The sequence below is a fragment of the Cellulomonas algicola genome, assembly GCF_019024305.1.
GTDB lineage: Bacteria > Actinomycetota > Actinomycetes > Actinomycetales > Cellulomonadaceae > Cellulomonas > Cellulomonas algicola.
In genome coordinates, this window is record NZ_JAHKSJ010000019.1 from 1 (window position 1) to 18105 (window position 18105).

Annotated in this window: 17 protein-coding genes and 1 pseudogene; 11 read left to right on the forward strand and 7 right to left on the reverse strand. The window is 75.9% G+C overall.

The window, feature by feature from the left end; genetic code table 11:
- From KOV94_RS15215 to KOV94_RS15240, 6 genes and pseudogenes are all read left to right on the forward strand, one after another.
- Positions 1 to 206 (forward strand): annotated as a pseudogene (locus KOV94_RS15215) (ABC transporter ATP-binding protein); the annotation flags it as partial.
- A 127-nt stretch (positions 207 to 333) separates the two neighbouring features.
- Positions 334 to 1800 (forward strand): APC family permease, encoded by a 1467-nt coding sequence (locus KOV94_RS15220; RefSeq protein WP_218052501.1) that lies wholly within the window; start codon positions 334 to 336, stop codon positions 1798 to 1800.
- Positions 1797 to 2687: a universal stress protein gene (locus KOV94_RS15225; RefSeq protein ID WP_218052502.1), complete on the forward strand. Its 891-nt coding sequence runs from the start codon at positions 1797 to 1799 to the stop codon at positions 2685 to 2687. Before KOV94_RS15220 ends, KOV94_RS15225 begins: the two co-directional genes overlap by 4 nt.
- Before the next feature lie 127 nt (positions 2688 to 2814).
- Positions 2815 to 3315 (forward strand): hypothetical protein, encoded by a 501-nt coding sequence (locus KOV94_RS15230; protein ID WP_124344662.1) that lies wholly within the window; start codon positions 2815 to 2817, stop codon positions 3313 to 3315.
- A gap of 158 nt (positions 3316 to 3473) precedes the next feature.
- A complete protein-coding gene (locus KOV94_RS21330) occupies positions 3474 to 4964 on the forward strand; it encodes a sensor histidine kinase (RefSeq protein ID WP_218052503.1) in 1491 nt (496 codons plus the stop codon).
- Complete coding sequence (locus KOV94_RS15240) at positions 4961 to 5599, forward strand: response regulator (RefSeq protein ID WP_218052504.1); 639 nt, start codon at positions 4961 to 4963, stop codon at positions 5597 to 5599. Before KOV94_RS21330 ends, KOV94_RS15240 begins: the two co-directional genes overlap by 4 nt.
- A 13-nt stretch (positions 5600 to 5612) precedes the next feature.
- Here KOV94_RS15240 and KOV94_RS15245 read toward each other — a convergent pair whose 3' ends face one another.
- The 4 genes from KOV94_RS15245 to KOV94_RS15260 form a co-directional block, all read right to left on the reverse strand.
- Entirely contained in the window at positions 5613 to 7145 is a 1533-nt protein-coding gene (locus KOV94_RS15245; RefSeq protein ID WP_124344665.1) for an ATP-dependent DNA ligase, read from the reverse strand.
- Positions 7146 to 7223: 78 nt separating this feature from the next.
- Positions 7224 to 7988, reverse strand: coding sequence for an alpha/beta fold hydrolase (locus KOV94_RS15250; protein WP_308160576.1), 765 nt, complete (start codon positions 7986 to 7988; stop codon positions 7224 to 7226).
- Positions 7963 to 9006 (reverse strand): matrixin family metalloprotease, encoded by a 1044-nt coding sequence (locus KOV94_RS21335; RefSeq protein WP_218052505.1) that lies wholly within the window; start codon positions 9004 to 9006, stop codon positions 7963 to 7965. Before KOV94_RS21335 ends, KOV94_RS15250 begins: the two co-directional genes overlap by 26 nt.
- Positions 9007 to 9145: 139 nt before the next feature.
- Positions 9146 to 9931, reverse strand: a complete 786-nt coding sequence (locus tag KOV94_RS15260; protein WP_308160578.1) for a fructosamine kinase family protein — start codon at positions 9929 to 9931, stop codon at positions 9146 to 9148.
- Positions 9932 to 10088: 157 nt separating this feature from the next.
- On the opposite strand from KOV94_RS15260, the gene ald reads away from it, so the two are divergent.
- The 3 genes from ald to KOV94_RS15275 are packed head-to-tail and all read left to right on the forward strand — an operon-like array spanning position 10089 to position 14386.
- Positions 10089 to 11210, forward strand: coding sequence for an alanine dehydrogenase (gene ald, locus KOV94_RS15265; RefSeq protein WP_218052507.1), 1122 nt, complete (start codon positions 10089 to 10091; stop codon positions 11208 to 11210).
- Between the two features lie 57 nt (positions 11211 to 11267).
- The gene (locus KOV94_RS15270) at positions 11268 to 12293 is read left to right on the forward strand and encodes an NAD-dependent epimerase/dehydratase family protein (protein ID WP_124342925.1); all 1026 of its coding nucleotides are present in this window, start codon (positions 11268 to 11270) and stop codon (positions 12291 to 12293) included.
- Positions 12294 to 12301: 8 nt separating this feature from the next.
- The gene (locus KOV94_RS15275; protein WP_218052508.1) at positions 12302 to 14386 is read left to right on the forward strand and encodes a M3 family metallopeptidase; all 2085 of its coding nucleotides are present in this window, start codon (positions 12302 to 12304) and stop codon (positions 14384 to 14386) included.
- A 79-nt stretch (positions 14387 to 14465) separates the two neighbouring features.
- Here the strand turns inward: KOV94_RS15275 and KOV94_RS15280 are convergent, their stop codons facing one another.
- Positions 14466 to 14870 carry a VOC family protein gene (locus KOV94_RS15280; protein WP_200829776.1) on the reverse strand — a complete coding sequence of 135 codons (405 nt, stop codon included), beginning with the start codon at positions 14868 to 14870 and terminating at the stop codon, positions 14466 to 14468.
- A 108-nt stretch (positions 14871 to 14978) separates the two neighbouring features.
- Here KOV94_RS15280 and KOV94_RS15285 point away from each other — a divergent pair, with 108 nt between their 5' ends.
- A complete protein-coding gene (locus tag KOV94_RS15285) occupies positions 14979 to 16328 on the forward strand; it encodes a M20/M25/M40 family metallo-hydrolase (RefSeq protein WP_124343815.1) in 1350 nt (449 codons plus the stop codon).
- A gap of 76 nt (positions 16329 to 16404) precedes the next feature.
- Here KOV94_RS15285 and KOV94_RS15290 read toward each other — a convergent pair whose 3' ends face one another.
- Positions 16405 to 16653: a DUF5703 family protein gene (locus tag KOV94_RS15290; protein ID WP_124343816.1), complete on the reverse strand. Its 249-nt coding sequence runs from the start codon at positions 16651 to 16653 to the stop codon at positions 16405 to 16407.
- A 101-nt stretch (positions 16654 to 16754) separates the two neighbouring features.
- On the opposite strand from KOV94_RS15290, the gene KOV94_RS15295 reads away from it, so the two are divergent.
- Positions 16755 to 17063 carry a primosomal protein gene (locus KOV94_RS15295; protein WP_124343817.1) on the forward strand — a complete coding sequence of 103 codons (309 nt, stop codon included), beginning with the start codon at positions 16755 to 16757 and terminating at the stop codon, positions 17061 to 17063.
- A gap of 78 nt (positions 17064 to 17141) precedes the next feature.
- On the opposite strand, the gene KOV94_RS15300 is transcribed toward KOV94_RS15295, so the two are convergent.
- On the reverse strand, positions 17142 to 18104 hold the full coding sequence (locus KOV94_RS15300) for an aldo/keto reductase (RefSeq protein WP_124343818.1): 963 nt from the start codon (positions 18102 to 18104) through the stop codon (positions 17142 to 17144).
- Between the last annotated feature and the right edge of the window lies 1 nt (position 18105).

The window sequence follows — 18105 nt, forward strand, 5'->3', positions numbered from 1 at the left end:
TGCACCGTCCCGCGGTGCTCCTGGCCGACGAGCCGACCGGCCAGCTCGACAGCGGGACGGCCGCGGTCGTCATGGACCTGCTCGTCGACCTCGTGCACGGGCACGGCGTCGCGGCGGTCGTCACGACGCACGACCCGCTCATGGCCGCGCGCGCGGACCGGCTGGTCGAGCTGCACTCGGGCACGCTGCGGGACGCGAGCGTCTGACGGGCGCGCACGCGCCGCAGCGGTTGCGCGCCGGGCCGGGCCGCGCTCACGTCGCGCCGCCCCGCCCTCGTTGCCGCCACGGTCGGCGCTCCGTAGCGTGGCAGTCCTCGGACCGGGGGAGACGCGCATGACGACGACCCAGCAGCACTCGCTGCGGGCACAGCTCTGGCGGCGCAAGCCCGTCACGGCCGCGACCCGCGAGTCCTCTGAAGGGCTGCGACGGTCCCTCAGCACGTTCAGCCTCATGATGTTCGGCGTCGGTTCCACGGTCGGGACCGGCGTCTTCTTCGTCATGCACGAGGCGGTGCCGGACGCCGGGCCCGCCGTCGTCGTGGCGTTCGTGCTCGCCGGGGTCGCGGCCGGGCTGTCCGCGCTGTCCTACGCCGAGATGGCGTCCGCCGTGCCCGTGTCGGGGTCGACCTACTCGTACGCGTACGCCACGCTCGGCGAGGTCGTCGCGATGGGCGTCGCCGCGTGCCTCGTGCTCGAGTACGCGGTGTCGACCGCCGCCGTCTCGGTCGGCTGGAGCGGCTACCTCAACCAGCTCCTCGACAACCTCTTCGGGTTCACCGTGCCCGCGTGGCTGTCGGCGGGCCCGCTCGACGACGACCCGGGGATCGTCAACCTGCCGGCGCTCGTCCTCGTCGCGCTGTGCGCGCTGCTGCTGGTGCGCGGAGCGAGCGAGTCGGCCCGGGTGAACACGGTCATGGTCGTCATCAAGCTGGCGGTGCTCGGCCTGTTCGTCGCGGTCGCGTTCACCGCGTTCGACGCCGACCACTTCGCCGACTTCTCCCCGCACGGCGCCGCCGGCGTCACGATGGCTGCCGGCACGATCTTCTTCACGTTCATCGGCCTCGACGCGGTGTCGACGGCCGGGGACGAGGTGCGCGACCCGCAGCGCGCCATGCCGCGCGCGATCCTCGGCGCGCTCGCGATCGTCACGACGATCTACCTGCTGGTCGCCGTGTCGGCGATCGGCGCGCAGCCCTGGCAGGACTTCGGCGACCGGGAGCAGGCGGAGGCCGGCCTCGCGCGGCTGCTGCAGGACGTCACCGGCTCGACGTGGCCGGGCACGGTGCTGTCCGCGGGTGCGGTCGTGTCGATCTTCTCCGTCACGCTCGTGACCCTCTACGGGCAGACGCGCATCCTGTTCGCGGTCGGCCGCGACGGGCTGCTGCCGCGCGCGTTCGCCCGCGTGAACCCGCGGACGCACACGCCTGTCCAGAACACCGTCATGGTCGCGTGCGCGGTGGGGCTGCTCGCGGGGTTCGTGCCGCTCTCCGACCTGTGGGACCTGGTCTCGATCGGCACGCTCGTCGCGTTCATCGTCGTGTCGGTCGGCGTCATCGTCCTGCGCCGGTCCCGGCCTGACCTGCCGCGCGGCTTCCGCGTCCCGGCGTACCCGCTCACGCCGTTGCTGGGGATCGCGTCCTGCGTCTACATCCTCGCGGGCCTGCACTGGTACACGTACGCCTGGTTCCTGCTCTGGCTCTCCGTCGTCCTCCTCTTCTACTTCCTGTGGGGGCGTCACCACTCGCTGCTGAACCGTGCCGTGGAGGCGGGGTTGCCCGTCGGTGAGGAGCGACCCCGATGACGATCGTTGTCGGCGCGCAGCCGTTCGGGGACGCGCGCGGCGCGCTCGAGCTCGGCGCGAACCTCGCGCGCACCCTGCCCGAGCGGTCGGGGGTGTTCGTCCTCGTCGTCGCGACCGTCGTCCCGCCGCGCGACGACGCCCGCGGGGTCGACGAGCGTCTCGCGCGCGCCCAGGACGCCGCCCGTTCGTGGGCTGCGGAACGCGCGTCGGGCATGCAGGTCGAGTTCGTCACCGTGCCCGCCCGGTCCGTCGCCCGCGCCCTCGTCCAGGTCGCCGTCGAGGCCGACGCGACCGCGCTCGTCCTCGGCTCGTCGCCCGACGGCGGCCTCGGGCACGTCGTCGTCGGGTCCACCGCGGACTACCTGCTGCACTCGTCGCGCGTGCCCGTCGCGCTCGCGCCCCGCGGCTACCGTGCCGCCGCCGTGCCGGGGGCGGGACCGCTCGACGTGCCCGTGCACCGTCTGACCGCGGCGTTCGGGCCCGGAGCGGCGGGTGAGGAGTCGGTGCGCTGGGCGGCCGCCCTCACGCGCTCGATCGACGTCGAGCTGCGGGTCGCGTCGTTCGGCGTCCGCACGCCGACGATGTTCCCGCCGGAGGTCGGGTTCGACGTCGAGGCCGAGGTGTCCGCGCAGTGGCGCGACCAGATGCTCGACGCGCAGCGTGCGCTCGGCCTGGGGCCCGACGTCGAGACGGTCGCGCCCGTCGGGACGAGCTGGGCCGACGCGATGGACCGCCTCGACTGGCAGCCCAACGAGCTGCTCATCGTCGGCTCGTCCAGCGCGGGCGCCCTGCGCGCGGTGTTCCTGGGCACGCGCGCGACCAAGCTGGTGCGCCACTCGCCCGTGCCCGTCCTGGTCGTCCCGCGCGGTACGACGCCGCCCTCCTGAGCCGGTCCGGCGGTCGCACCGCGACGACCGGGCCGCGCCGGGGTACTAGTCCCATCGTCCGATGGTGCGCGCCCACGCCGACGCGGGAGAAAGGTGGCTGTCAGACCACCGACCCCAGGAGCACACCATGAAGCGCGCGGTCCTCTTCTCCGCAGCCGCCGTCGTCGCCGCCGTCCCCGCCGTCGCGGGCCTGGTCGGCAACGCGAGCCTCACCCCGTCCGTCGCCGTCGAGCCGCCCGCGCACGCCGTCCTCCTCGACGACGGCCGGACCGACCGTGACTCCCGCACCGAGCCGGGCGACGACCGCGACGCCACGCCCTCCGCGTCGCCGTCGAGCACGCCCGAGGCGTCGCCGAGCGCGTCGTCCTCGGCGAGCAGCAGCCCCGACGACCACGGCGGCGCGCTCGACCGCGACCTGCGGACCGAGCCCGGCGACGACCGCGCCGTCAACGGCGGCTCGCAGACCAGCGGGACGGGCGGCACGGCCGCGACCGACGACTCGGGCCACCGGTCCGGGAGCGACGACTCCGGCCACCGGTCCGGCTCGGGCGGCGACGGTTCCGGCCGCGGCGGGCACGACGACGGTCCCGGCCACGACGCGGGCGACGACCACGGCGGCGACGACTGACCGTGGGCACCGAGCACGACGACCACGCGTCGGCGCACCGGTCGGCCGAGCCGCCCGTACGGACCTCCACGGGTCCGTCGGGCGGCGCGGCGCGCAGACGGGCGACCCCCGCCCCGGCGCGGACCGACGCCGCCACACCGACACCTAGGGTGAGTGCCGTGCGCCCCACCGACGACCCGACGACCGTCGCGTGGACCACGCTGGCGACGGGAGGCGGTGTGGGCGCCGCGGGGGAGCCGCGGCCCGTCCGGACCTGGCGCGTGTTCGGCCAGGTCGTCGCCGCCGCGGGTCTCGTGCTCGTGCTGGTCGCCGTGCTCGGGCTCACGGCCAGCCGCCAGATCGCCGAGCGGGAGTCCGTCAACGACGCCGCCCGCCGCACCGACCTCCTCGCCGAGGCCGTCGTCCAGCCCGTGCTCCGCGACGGCGTGACCACGGGCGACCCCGACGCCCTCGCGGCGCTCGACCGGGCCGTGCGCGACGGCGTCCTCGACGACCAGGTCGTCCGCGTGAAGGTCTGGGACGCCGACGGCCGCATCGTCTACTCCGACGAGGGCCGCCTGGTGGGGCAGCAGTTCCCGCTCGGCGACGACGAGCGCGCGGTGCTCGCCGACCCCGCGACCGAGGCCGAGGTGAGCGACCTGGACAAGCCCGAGAACGCGTTCGAGCGCGGCCAGGGCAAGCTCCTCGAGGTCTACCGGCCCGTGTGGACGCCCGACGGCACACCGCTGCTCTTCGAGACGTACTCCCGGTACGACGCCGTGACCGAGCGCTCGACGGCCCTGTGGCGCGGCTTCGCAGGCATCACCCTCACGAGCCTCCTCGTGCTCGTCGTCCTCATGCTGCCCGTGCTCTGGACGCTCCTCGACCGGCTCCGCCGCTCCCAGCAGCACCGCGAGGTCCTCCTCCAGCACGCGGTCGAGGCCTCCGACGAGGAACGCCGCCGGATCGCCGGCACGCTGCACGACGGCGTCGTCCAGGAGCTCGCCGCCGCGTCCTTCGCGCTCGCCGGCGCGGCCGACCGGGCCGACCGCGCGGGCGCCCCCGACGTCGCCGGCCCCGTGCGCGAGGCCGCCGCGACCGTGCGCGCGAGCATCCAGGGCCTGCGCTCGCTGCTCGTCGACATCTACCCCGCGAGCCTGCGCACCGCGGGGCTGCGCACCGCGCTCGCCGACCTCGTCGGTGGGCTCGCCGTGCGCGGTGTGGACGTGCGGCTCGACGCACCCGACGGCGTCGCCGAGGGCCTGCCCGCACCCGTCGAGCGGCTCGTGCACCGCGTCGCGCAGGAGACGCTGCGCAACGCGGTCGCGCACGCCGGCGCCCGGCACGTCGACGTCGTGCTGCGCAGCGGCGACGACACCGTGGTGCTCGAGGTCGCCGACGACGGCGTCGGGTTCGACGTCGCCGCGACCCTCGCGCGCCCGCCCGAGGGGCACCTCGGCCTGCGCCTGCTCGCCGACCTCGCGTCGTCCGCCGGTGCCCGCCTCGAGGTCGCGTCGGCGCCGGGCGCGGGCTGCCGCTGGCGCCTGACGGCCCGCACGGACGGGCTCGGCGCGGACGGCTGGGACGCCGACAGCGGGAACGCGGACGGTGTCGCCGCCGCGCCGACCGGCACGTCCGTTGCGGGCACCGACAGGAGCAAGGACGCATGACCGACGACGACGTGACCGTCCTCCTCGTCGACGACCACCACCTCGTGCGGTCCGGCCTCGCGACGCTCGTCGACGCCGCCGACGGGCTGCGCGTCGTCGGCCAGGCCGCCGACGGCGAGGAGGCCGTCGCCCTCGCGCGCGACCTCGCCCCGCGCGTCGTGCTGATGGACCTCTCGATGCCGGTCGTCGACGGCGTCGAGGCCACCCGTCGTATCGCGGCCGCCCAGCCCGACGTGCACGTCGTCGTCCTCACGTCGTTCTCCGACGCGGCTCGGGTCGGCGACGCGCTCGCCGCCGGCGCGGTGGGCTACCTGCTCAAGGACTGCGAGCCGCGCGACCTCGTCGCCGCCGTCCGCTCCGCCGCGCAGGGCTTCGCGCCGCTCGACCCGCGGGTCGCCCGCACGCTCCTGCCCGGCGGCCCCGCGGCCGCGGCGTCACCCGCCGACCGGCTGAGCGCGCGCGAGCGTCAGGTGCTGCGCCTCGTGGCGCAGGGCATGGCGAACAAGCAGGTCGCCCGCGCGCTGGGCATCTCGGAGCGCACGGTCAAGGTCCACGTCGGCAACGTCTTCCGCCAGATCGGCGTCGGCGACCGCACGAGCGCCGCCCTCTGGGCTCGCGAGCACCTGCCCGACTGACCCGGTGCCGCCGTCAGGAGCCCGCGGCGAGTGCGCGGACGGTCTCGATCGTGTCGGCCTCGGCGGCGGGCTTGTCGTCGCGGTAGCGGAGCACGCGCGCGAACCGGAGCGCGACGCCGCCGGGGTAGCGGGTCGAGCGCTGGACGCCGTCGAACGCGATCTCGACGACCTGCTCGGGGCGGACGGTCACGGTCCAGCCGTCGTCGGCCACCTCGAGCTCGCGGAAGCGTCGCGTCTGCCAGGCGAGCGTCTCGTCGGTCATGCCCTTGAACGTCTTGCCGAGCATGACGAACCCGCCGTGCCCGTCGCGCGCGCCGAGGTGGATGTTCGACAGCGTGCCCTGCCGCCGCCCGGACCCGCGTTCGACGGCGAGCACGACGAGGTCGAGGGTGTGGCGCGGCTTGACCTTGACCCAGGCGGCGCCGCGCCGCCCGGCCTCGTAGGGGGCCTGCGCGGCCTTGACGACCACACCTTCCTGCCCGGCGGCGACGACGGACGCGAACCAGTCCTGCGCGGCGGCGGCGTCCGCGGTGACGAGCCGGGGGACGCCGGTGGCGCCGAGCGCGTCGAGCGCGGCGAGCCGGTCGACGAGCGGGGCGTCGAGCAGGTCGCGCCCGTCGACGTGCAGGGCGTCGAAGAAGAACGGGGTGAGCCGCGTGACGGCCGCGACGTCGGCGTCGCGCGTGGCGGTGCGCGCCGCGGTGTCCTGGAACGGCACGGGCCGGCCGGCGTCGTCGACGACGAGCGCCTCGCCGTCGAGCACGAGCGTGGACGCGGGCAGGGCGCGCACGGCCTCGACGATCTCGGGGACGCGCGACGTGAGGTCGTCCAGCGAACGCGTGTACACGCGCACGTCGTCGTCGCGGCGGTGCACCTGGATGCGGATGCCGTCGAGCTTGGTGTCGACGACGACCTCGTCGGGCCCCAGCGAGGCCATCGCCTCGGCGACGTCGGACGCGGACTGCGCGAGCATCGGCCGCACGGGCGTCCCGACGGTGAGCGTGAACGCGTCGAGCGCGGCGCGGGCAGCCTCGGGGTCGGGGGCACCGAGCGCCGCCGACGCCACCGTCTCGGTCGACCCGGTGAGCATCGCGGCCCGCCGGACGGCCTCGGGCGGGACGGACGCGGCCTCGGCGACCGCGTCGAGCAGGAGCGCGTCGAGCGCCCCCTGCCGCAGCTCGCCCGACACCAGCCCGCGCAGGAGCGTCTGCTCGTCGGCCGTCGCGGCGGCGAACAACGCGGACGCGAGGCGCGTCCGCTCGGTCGACGACCCGGTGCCCTGCAGCCCGGCCATGGTCTCGAAGGCGGCGTCGACCTCGGCGACCGTCAGCGTCGGGGCGTCGGCGGGTGCGGGCAGCGACGCGAGCGAGCGCCACCCGAGGCCCGTGCGGCGCTGGCGCAGCTCCCCGGCGAGGTAGCGGGCGACGACGGGCACGTCGGACGGCTCGGCGCGGCGCAGCACGTCGGCGAGCAGCGCGCGCTTGGCGAGGCGGGACCGGGTGGCGGCGACGGCGAGGGACGTCGCGGCGACGTCGGCGAGCAGCATGTCCGCATCCTGCCGCCGGTCACCGACACCGGCACCTGCGCAGGGGTCAGAGCACGACAGCGGGCGTCAGCGCGGGTGTCAGAGCACGACCGCGGGAGCCAGGGCGGGGCGGTCCAGGACGCGCAGCTCGTGCAGCGCGTCGAGCAGCAGGCGGTTGAACGCGACGGGCGCGTGGGAGTTCACGTCGTGGCCCGCGCGCGGGACGACCCGCAGGCGCGTGCCAGGGCGTGCGGTGAGGTAGCGGCGCTCGTCGAGCCGTAGCGGGTCGCGCGCACCGTTGACGACCCAGACGGGCAGCCGCACGCGGCGCAGGTCGGCGAGCGGGGAGTACCCCGACATCGCGGAGAGCATGTCCTGCACGACGTGCCACGTCCCGCCGCCGATCCGCAGGGCGCGCGTCACGGCGCCGGACGCCGACCGGTACGCGAGCAGCGGCTTGCCCTTGATCTCCGTGGAGCAGCCCGCGAGCACGACGCCGGCGAGCTTGTGCTCGTTGCGGCGCGCGTAGGCGAGGCTCGCGTAGCCGCCGAGCGAGAGGCCGACGAGCAGCGGGGCGACCGCGAAGGACGCGACGGCGTCGTCGATCGCGCGGATCGCGCCCTCGAGCGTGAACCGCTCGTGCGCGCGGGCGCCGTGCCCGGGCAGGTCCAGGGCGAGCGTCGGGTGACCCGACCGTGTCAGCGCGTCGAGCTGGTGCTGCCAGATCGCGGACGACGTGCGCGTGCCGTGGACGAAGACGATGGGGCGGATGACGGGCTCCTCGGGGCGTGTGCTCCGCGGGAGAGTACCTGGCGTTCCTGGGATTCTCCGGGGAGCGTCACACGTCCGGCGCGCATGCCCCACGTCCGAGCGCTGCGAGCCCCGCGCGGTCGCCCGCGGCGAACGAGGTCACGGTGAGGTTCGTGCTGGGGTACATGAGCTGCGTCGGGTCGTCGACGTGCCCGAGCCCGACGACGTGCGCGAGCTCGTGCGTGACGACGCCGATCGCGACGGCCGTCCCGTCGGGGGTCGCGACGAGCGGCGCGAGCTCCTCGGTGTCGAGCGTGACCTCGCCCGTGACGTACACGGAGCGCCCTCCGAAGGTCACGGAGGCCGACCCGCCGGTCCCTGCGACGTCGCCCAGCAGGCCCGGCGTCTCGACCGAGGTCGACCACGTGAAGAGGACCGGGGCCCAGCGGCGGCCGTACCGGTCGGGCTGGTACGCGGGGCGGTCGGACGTCGGTCCCTCGGTGGTCGCACCGTCGTCGACGAACTGCAGCCCGGTCGCCTCGGCCACGCGCTGGACCGCGGTGCGGATCAGCACGTCGCCGCCGGGCGGCGCGTTGTCGGGACGCACGACGTAGTGGATCGGGCGGCACGGGCTGTACGTGACGGGACCGGAGCCGTCGGGCTGCATCGCGGTGAACGTGTGCGGCCCGGCGTCGAGCGCGGACGCCAGAGGGGGAGTGCCGAGCGGGACCGCGGCCTCCTCGTGGCCCGCGGGCGGGGACAGGCGCGCGACCTGGTCGTTGACCCACCAGGTGGCGCCGCTCACGAGGGTCGCGACGACGACGACCGCAGCGACGAGCGCCGAGGCGCGTCCGCGGTGCGGGACGCCGACCGGGCCGGGACCGAGCGTGGGCGGCAGCGGGGGACCGCCGCCCGCCCAGGCGCCCGGCGGCGGGCCGGTCCACGCGGTCCGGGGGTCGGGCGGAGGAGCCGTGAGCGGGTGCGGGGCGAACGCGTGGTGCGCTGTCTCCGGGGCGGCTGCCGTCGAGGGCCACGCCCCGGCGTCGAGGTCGGGCGGCGGCGGACCGTACGAGCGCGGCGGTGTCGGCGCCGACACCCACGTCGGGGGCGCGGCGGCGTCGCGTGCGCTCACGTGCCGTCCTCCCCGTCCCCGGCCGACCGGTCCCGCGTCGGCGCGCCCGGTCCGCCGAGGATCGCACACGCGGCGCGCGCCGACGGTGACCGCGTCGCCGCCGTCACCCGGTCCGCGCAACGCCCTGCACGCCCGGCCGTCACCGGCCCCACCGCCGGACGAGCGTCGCGAGCTGCCCGACGTAGCCGCCCCCGAAGAGCAGGGCGTGCACGGCGACGGGGTACACCTGGTGCAGTCCCGCGCGGCCCGCGGCGCCCGGCCGCAACGGATGCACCTCGGCGTACCCGTCGAGCACGTCGTCGAGGTGGCGCAGCCCGAACAGCCGCAGCATCGCGAGGTCGGTCTCGCGGTGCCCGCCGTGGGCGGCAGGGTCGACGAGCGTCGCGCCGGCCGCGGTCCACACGACGTTGCCGCTCCACAGGTCGCCGTGCAGCCGCGCGGGCCGGTCGTCGTCGTCGAGGTCGCCCGCGTCGAGCCGCGCGGCGAGGCGGTCGAGGTCGCGTACGACGGTGTCGTCGACGACCCGCGCGTCCACCAGCGCCCGCGTGACGGGCACGACGCGGCACGCGGCGAGGAACGCGCCCCACCGGTCGAACCGTCCCGTCGGCATCGGCAGCGGTGCGTCGAGCGGCCCGAAGAACCCGTCGCCGTCCCAGCCCGGTGGGGCGACGCCGAACGCGTCGGCGCCCGCGTCGTGCACGGTCGCGAGCCCGCGGCCGAAGGTGCGGGCGGCGTCGCGCGTCGGCGCCACGGGCACGAGCCGCTCCAGCGTGAGCCCGCGCTCGTCCACGTCGAGCACCTCCACGACCGGCGCACCGCCGGCGGCCCGCAACCACGCCAGACCCGCCGCCTCGCACCGGAAGAACCCCGCGGGCGCGTCGTCGCGCCGCTTGCGGAACGTCGCCTCCGTCAGGCCCTCACGCACGTGCGCACCTCCCCGCGCACCCACCCTGGCGCACCGCCACGGCGACGGCACCCCGGCGCGCCGTGCGCCGCACGGTTCGCCGCGACGGCGCGCACGCCCCCGGCGAGACTGGCAGCAGGCGCGCGGCACCGGTCGCGCGGTGGCGAGGGGACGGGTCATGCGGGTCGGGGTGCCGCGCGAGGTGAAGAACCGCGAGTACCGGGTGGCGATGACCCCGGCCGGGGTGCACCAGCTGGTGCGCGACGGGCACACCGTGCTCGTCGAGGTCGGCGCCGGGCTGGGCTCCCAGATCCCCGACGACGAGTACCGGGCCGCGGGCGCGACGCTGCTGCCCGACGCCGACGACGTCTGGGGCGGCGCGGACCTGGTGTGCAAGGTCAAGGAGCCGGTCGAGGAGGAGTACCACCGCCTGCGCGACGGGCTCGCCCTGTTCACGTACCTCCACCTCGCCGCCGACCGGCCCGGCACCGACGCGCTGCTCGCCGCCGGCACGACCTCGATCGCCTACGAGACCGTCCAGCTCGCCGACGGCTCGCTGCCGCTGCTCGCGCCCATGTCGGAGGTCGCGGGCCGCCTCGCGACGCAGGTCGGCGCCTACCACCTCATGCGGAACGCGGGCGGCCGCGGGCTCCTGCTCGGCGGGGTGCCGGGCGTCGACGCGGCGAAGGTCGTGATCCTGGGCGCGGGCGTCGTCGGGTCGCACGCGGCCGAGATCGCCGTCGGCATGCGCGCCGACGTCACCGTCCTGGACCTGTCGATGCCGCGGCTGCGCGAGGTCGACGCCGCGTTCGGCGGACGCGTCCGCACGGTCGCGTCGTCGCCGTGGACCCTCGAGCGTGAGCTCGTCGACGCGGACCTCGTCGTCGGCGCGGTGCTCGTCCCGGGCGCCCGCGCGCCGCGCCTGGTGACGAACGAGCTCGTGGCTCGCATGCACGCGGGCGCGGTGCTGGTCGACGTGGCCGTCGACCAGGGCGGCTGCTTCGAGGACACCCGCCCGACCACGCACGACGACCCGACGTTCCGCGTGCACGACACGCTCTTCTACTGCGTCGCCAACATGCCGGGCGCGGTCCCGGTCACGTCGACGCGCGCGCTCACCAACGTCACGCTCCCGTACGTCACCGCGCTCGCGGGGCTCGGCTGGCAGCAGGCCGTCGCGGCCGACCCCGCGCTCGCGCTCGGGCTCACGACGCACGCGGGCGCGCTGCTCAACGCCGCGGTCGCGCAGGCGCACGGCTACCCCGCGCAGGACGCGTCGGCGGTCGTCCGTCTGCCCTGAGCGGACCGCCGAGCGCACCCCTGGCACTCCTCGCCGCGCACGGCCTAGCGTCGGCGCATGCGCACCGCACTCGTCGTCGGCGGCACGGGTCAGGTCGGACGGGCGGTCGTGCCCGCGCTCGTCGCGGACGGGTGGCAGGTCCGCGTGCTGTCCCGCGGCAGCCGGCAGGACGCCGCGACGGTCGAGGGGTGGGGCGCGACGAGCGTCGTCGGGGACCGTCACGACCCCGACGTGCGGGACCGTGCGCTCGCGGGCGGGGTCGACGTCGTGGTCGACGTGGTCGGCTACGACGATCGCGACGCCACGGCCTGGCTCGCGGCCCGCGACCGCATCGGGTCCGCGGTCGTCGTGTCCAGCGCTGCCGTCTACGTCGACGGCGCGGGCGACGGCTTCGAGACGGACGCGTTCGGCACGTTCCCGGTGCCCCTGGACGAGTCGCAGCCGACGGTCGAGGCGGGCCGCGACACCTATGCGACCGGCAAGGTCGGGCTCGAGCGGGCGTGGCTCGACTCCGACGTCCCGACGACCGCGCTGCGCGCCGCCGCGATCCACGGGCCGGGGTGCGTGCAGCCGCGCGAGTGGACGTTCGTCCGGCGGGTGCTCGACGGGCGCGACGTGCGGGTCCTCGCGTACGACGGCCTCAGCCGGTTCCAGACGGTCGCGACGTCGGTGCTCGCGGACCTCGTCCGCCTCGCGGCCGCGCAACCCGCCGACCGCGTCCTCAACGCCGCCGATCCCGACGCCCCCACGGTCGCCGAGATCGCCCGCGTGGTCGACGCGACGCTCGGCGCCGAGTCGAGCACCGTCACGTTCGCCGGGCCGCCGCAGGGCAATCTCGGCCTCACTCCGTGGGCCGTCCCGCACCCGCTGGTCCTCGACACGGGTCTGGCGGGACGCGAGCTCGGGCACGTCGCGCGCGGCGGCTACGCGGACACCGCCCCCGACGGCATCCACTGGCTCGTCGACGAGGCCGCGCGCCGCGACTGGCGCGAGGCGTTCCCCGGCTTCGTGCGGATGGAGGCGATGGGCGACTTCTTCGACTACGCCGCCGAGGACGCGTACCTGGCGGACCGTCGGTCATGATGACCGGCATGACCGACGACTCCCTCGACGCGACCAACCCCTTCGCGTCGCCCTCGACGCTGCCCTACGGCCTGCCCGACTACACCGCGATCCGCGAGGAGCACTACCGTCCCGCGCTGCTCGCCGGGATGGCCGAGCACCGTGCCGAGGTCGAGGCGGTCGCGACCGACCCGGCCGAGCCGACCGTCGAGAACACGCTCGTGGCCCTCGAGCGCGCGGGCCGGCTGCTGCACCGTGCGGCCGTCGCGTTCTACAACCAGGCCAGCAGCGACTCGACCCCGGGCCTCGACGCGATCGAGGAGGAGGTGGCCCCGCTGCTCGCCGCCCACCGCGACGCGATCTACCTCGACCGGCGCCTGTTCGCGCGCGTCGAGGCGCTCGTGGAGCAGGCCGAGGCCGGCTCGCTCGACCTCGCCGAGGACGTGGCCTGGCTCCTGCACCGCACGCAGACCGCGTTCGTCCGTGCGGGCGTGCGCCTCGACGACGCGGCCCAGGCCCGGCTGCGCGATCTCAACGCCGAGATCAGCGCGCTCGACGCGACGTTCGGGCGAGAGCTGCTCGCCGCGACCAACCAGGCCGCCGTGCTGGTGACGGACGAGGCCGAGCTCGACGGCCTGTCCGACGACGCGCGCGCCGCCGCCGCGCACGCCGCGGCCGAGCGCGGCCACGAGGGCGCCTGGCTGGTCGAGCTGCAGCTCCCGACCCAGCAGACGCCGCTCGCGGTGCTCCGCGACCGCGGCCTGCGCGAGCGCGTCATGCGCGCGTCCCTGACCCGCGGTGCGGGCGGTGACCACGACACGCGTCCGGCGCTGCTCGGGCTCGCGCGGCTGCGCGCCGAGAAGGCGCGCCTGCTCGGGTTCGAGCACCACGCCGACTACGTCGCGCAGGACGCGACCGCCGGTTCGGCCGACGCCGTCGCGGACCTGCTCGCGCGTCTCGCACCCGTCGCCGTCGCGAACGCACGCCACGAGGCCGCCGCGCTGCAGGAGGTCCTCGAGCGCGACCACCCCGGCGCGACGCTCGAGCCGTGGGACTGGGCCTACTACGCCGAGCAGGTCCGGCAGGAGCGGCGTGCGCTCGACGATTCGCGCCTGCGCCCCTACCTCGAGCTCGAGCGCGTGCTCGCCGACGGCGTCTTCCGCGCCGCGACCGCGCTCTACGGGCTCACGTTCGCCGAGCGGCACGACCTCACGGGCTACCACCCCGACGTCCGGGTGTTCGAGGTGTTCGACGCCGACGGCTCCGGCCTGGGCCTGTTCCTCGGCGACTTCTGGACGCGCGGCTCCAAGCGCGGCGGCGCCTGGATGAACAACCTCGTCGACCAGTCGACCCTGCTCGACCATCCGCCGGTCGTCGTGAACAACCTCAACATCCCCAAGCCGCCGCCGGGCGAGCCGACGCTCCTCGCCTGGGACGAGGTGATCACGCTCTTCCACGAGTTCGGCCACGCGCTGCACGGCCTGCTCTCCGCGGTGCGGTTCCCGTCGCAGTCGGGGACCGAGGTGCCGCGCGACTTCGTCGAGTACCCCTCCCAGGTCAACGAGATGTGGGCGTGGGAGCCGCGGATCCTCGCGTCGTACGCCGTCCACCACGAGACCGGTGAGCCGATGCCCGCCGCGTGGGTGCAGACGCTCCTCGACGCCCGCCAGGACGGCGAGGGCTTCGCGACCACCGAGTACCTCGCCGCCGCGCTGCTCGACCAGGCCTGGTACCGGCTCACCCCCGAGGACGTCCCGACCGACCCGGCCGACGTCGAGCCGTTCGAGGCGGCCGCGCTCGCGGCGGCGGGCGTCGACTTCGCACCCGTGCCCCCGCGCTACCGGACGACCTACTTCAACCACGTCTTCGCGAGCGGCTACTCGGCCGGGTACTACTCCTACATCTGGTCGGAGGTGCTCGACGCCGACACCGTCGAGTGGTTCCGCGAGAACGGCGGCCTGCGCCGCGAGAACGGCGACGTGTTCCGCGAGCGGCTGCTGGCGCGCGGCGGCTCGCGCGACCCGCTCGCGTCGTTCCGCGACCTGCGGGGACGCGACGCGGACATCGCACCGCTGCTCGCGCGCCGCGGCCTGCTCGCGGCCGGCGCCGCCTGACGGCCTCGGCGCGGACCCGGCGGCACCGTCCGCGCGTCGCCGGGTCCGCGTCGGCCTGAGCGTCGGTCGGGCGCGGGTCTCACCAGGCGCGACCCGGCGCGTACGTCCCGAACGACCACTCGCGGCCCCCGACGTCGAGCACGCGCGCCCGTCGGGAGCCCCACGGGGTGTCCTCGGGCGCGATCACGGACGTGCCGCCCGCGGCGACGGCCCGGCGGTGCAGGTCGTCGACGTCCGGCGTGCACAGGTGGACCCCCGACCCGGTCGAGACGCCGACGAGCGGCGGGACGGTGTACGCGGCGTCGTCGCTCGCGACCATGACGACCGCATCGCCGAGGCGCGCCTCGGCGTGCTGCACGCCCCCGTGCTCGTCGTCCTGCCGCGCGGTCACCGCGAAGCCGAGCGCGACGAGCCAGTCGATCGCCGCCGGGGCGTCGGCGTAGCTCAGGTACGCGTGCAGCGACGCGGACGTGTCGTCGGTCACGCGTCCACCGTCGCACCGCGCGCGTGCGGCGCCACGGGGCGGTGTCCGGTCCGTGGGCAGGTCGGCCCGGCAGGGTCGGTGTCCGACCCGGCCGGGTACGGTGGCCGCATGCCCGACACGACCTCCGACCACGCCCGCACGCCCGCGTCCGTCCCGGACGCCCAGGACGAGGTCGTCGGGATCTGCCGCGACCTCATCCGGTTCGACACGTCGAACTACGGCGACGGGAGCGGACCGGGGGAGCGCGCCGCGGCCGAGCACGTCGTCGACCTGCTGGCCGAGGTCGGGCTGGAGCCCGAGCTGTTCGAGAGCGCGCCGGGCCGCGCGAACGTCGTCGTCCGGCTCGAGGGCGAGGACTCCTCCCGCCCCGCGCTGGTGCTGCACGGCCACCTCGACGTCGTGCCGGCGCGGGCCGCCGACTGGACCGTCGACCCGTTCGAGGCCGTCGAGGTCGACGGTCTCGTCTGGGGACGCGGCGCGGTCGACATGAAGGACATGGACGCGATGATCCTCGCGACCGTCCGGCAGATGGTCCGCGAGGGCCGCCGCCCGGCGCGGGACGTCGTGGTCGCGATGTTCGCCGACGAGGAGGCCGGCGGTACCTACGGCGCGCGCTGGGCCGTCGACCACCGGCCGGAGCTCTTCGCGGGCGCGACCGAGGCGATCAGCGAGGTCGGCGGGTTCTCCGTCGACGTCGACGGCCGCCGCGCGTACCTGCTGCAGACGGCCGAGAAGGGTCTGTCGTGGCTGCGGCTCGTCGCCGACGGGCGCGCGGGGCACGGCAGCCAGGTCAACGCCGACAACGCGGTCACGCACCTCGCCGAGGCGGTCGCCCGCATCGGTCGCCACCCGTGGCCGCTGCAGCCGACGCCGACCGTCCGCGCGCTGCTCGAAGGCGTCGCCGACCTCACCGGCCTGCCGTTCGACCCGGAGGACCCCGAGGGCGTCGACCGTCTCGTGGCCGCCCTGGGCCCCGCGTCGCGGTTCGTCGGCGCGACGCTGCGCCACACGACCAACCCGACGCAGCTCGAGGCCGGCTACAAGGCGAACGTCATCCCGGGCCGCGCCGAGGCGACGATCGACGGCCGCTTCCTGCCGGGCTTCGAGGACGAGTTCGTCGCGACCGTCACCGAGCTCGCGGGCGAGCACGTGCAGATCGAGCGGATCCACCACGACACCGCGCTCGAGGTCCCGTTCTCGGGCGACCTCGTCGACGCGATGGTCGACGCGCTGCTCGCGGAGGACCCGGGCGCGACCGTCCTGCCGTACACGCTGTCGGGCGGCACCGACAACAAGTCGCTGTCCCGGCTCGGCATCACGGGGTACGGGTTCGCGCCGCTGCGGCTGCCTGCCGACCTCGACTTCTCGGGCATGTTCCACGGCGTCGACGAGCGGGTCCCGGTGGACGCGCTGCGGTTCGGCACGCGCGTGCTCGACCGCCTGCTGCGCACCTGCTGACCGTCCCCGCCGCCTGCCTGCTGACCGGCCCGGCTGACGGCGCCGTCGCGTGCGACGGGCGGTCCCGGGGGGCGGCTCAGTCCTCGTAGCCCGTGAGGGTGCTGCGGACGCGGATGATCTTGCGGCGCAGCCACACGCGCCGCTCGCCGCCCGCGTAGAGGACCGTGCGGGCGAGCTCCCAGCGGCCGTACTCGGCCTGCTCGGTGAGCAGGCGACGTGCGTCGTTCCGGCTGGTCGTGCGCGGAAGGGTGAGGACCCGGTACTCGTACTGGCCGCCCTGGGCGACCCATGCGTCACGCTTCGTCCCGGTGCGCCCGACTGCCATCCGCCACCCCGTCTCGCCTGCTGGTGGGTCGCGCCCCGCGACCTCGTGCCGAAAGACCCTACGCGGTGCCATTGTGCCCCGCGCGGCGCTACGGTCGTCGCATGACCGTCGACCCGCGTGCCGCGCTGGACCGCCTGATCGCAGCCCTCGAGGCCCACTACAACGCCGTCGTCGCCCGCAAGGGCGAGGACGACCCGGCGGTCGACGACGCGTACGACGTCCTGGCGGACGCCTTCGAGGTCTACGACGACGCGCTCGGCACGGTCCACGGCGAGGCCACCCCGTTCTACCTCGCCGAGGAGGAGGACGAGGACGAGGACGACGAGGACGACGAGTGGTCGGGCGACGAGGACGACGACTACGACGCGGACGACCTCGCGGACGAGCCGACGGGCCTCGGCACCCGCTGACGCGCGGCGCCCCGCGGGCACCGCGGGCACGGGCGGCACGTCCCACCACCCGGGAGACGTCCCGGGCTCGGCGCCCGGTCAGAAGCGCTCGGGGTAGCCGACCTCGGGCGCGCTCACCTCGTCGAGCGCCCGGCGCAGCTCCTCGGGCAGCTCGAGGTCCAGCGCACCGAGCGACGCGCGCAGCTGCGCGGCCGTGCGTGCCCCGACGACGGCCGAGCTGACGCCCGGACGACCCGTGAGCCACGCGAGCGCGACCTCGAGCGGGAGCCGCTCCAGCCCCGACGCCGCGGTCGCGACGGCCTCGACCACCGCGGCCGACTCGCGCGACAGGTACGGCTCGACGAACCCCGCGAGGTGCGGTGACGCGGCGCGCGAGTCCGCGGGGATCGTGCGCCGGTACTTGCCGGTGAGCACGCCGCGCCCGAGCGGTGACCACGCGATCACCCCGAGCCCGAGCGCCGCGGCGGCGGGCACGACCTCGCGCTCGACGCCGCGCTGGAGCAGCGAGTACTCGACCTCGACCGCGGCCAGGCCGGGGTCGCGCTCGAGCAGCGACGCCAGGCGTGCGACCTGCCACCCCGCGTGGTTCGCGAGCCCGACGTAGCGGGCCCGCCCGCTGCTCACCGCGAGGCGCAGCGCGGTCGCGGTCTCGTCGAGGGGCGTGCGCGGGTCCGGCGTCTGCACGAGCCACAGGTCGACGTGGTCGGTGCGCAGGCGCCGCAGCGACGCGTCGAGCGAGTCGAGCAGCCCGCCGCGGGACGCGTCGACGACACCGCCCGCCGACGTGCGGCGCACGCCCGCCTTGGTGCACAGCACGACGTCCTCCCGCGGGACGACGTCGCCCAGCAGGGTCCCGATGAGCTCCTCGGCGCCGCCGTCCGCGTAGGACGCGGACGTGTCCACGAGCGTCCCGCCCGCGTCGACGAAGTCGCGCAGCTGCTCCGACGCCTCGTGCTCGTCCGTGTCGCGGCTCCACGTCATCGTGCCGAGACCGAGCCGGGAGACCCGCAGGCCGGTGCGGCCGAGGTGGAGCTGTTCCATG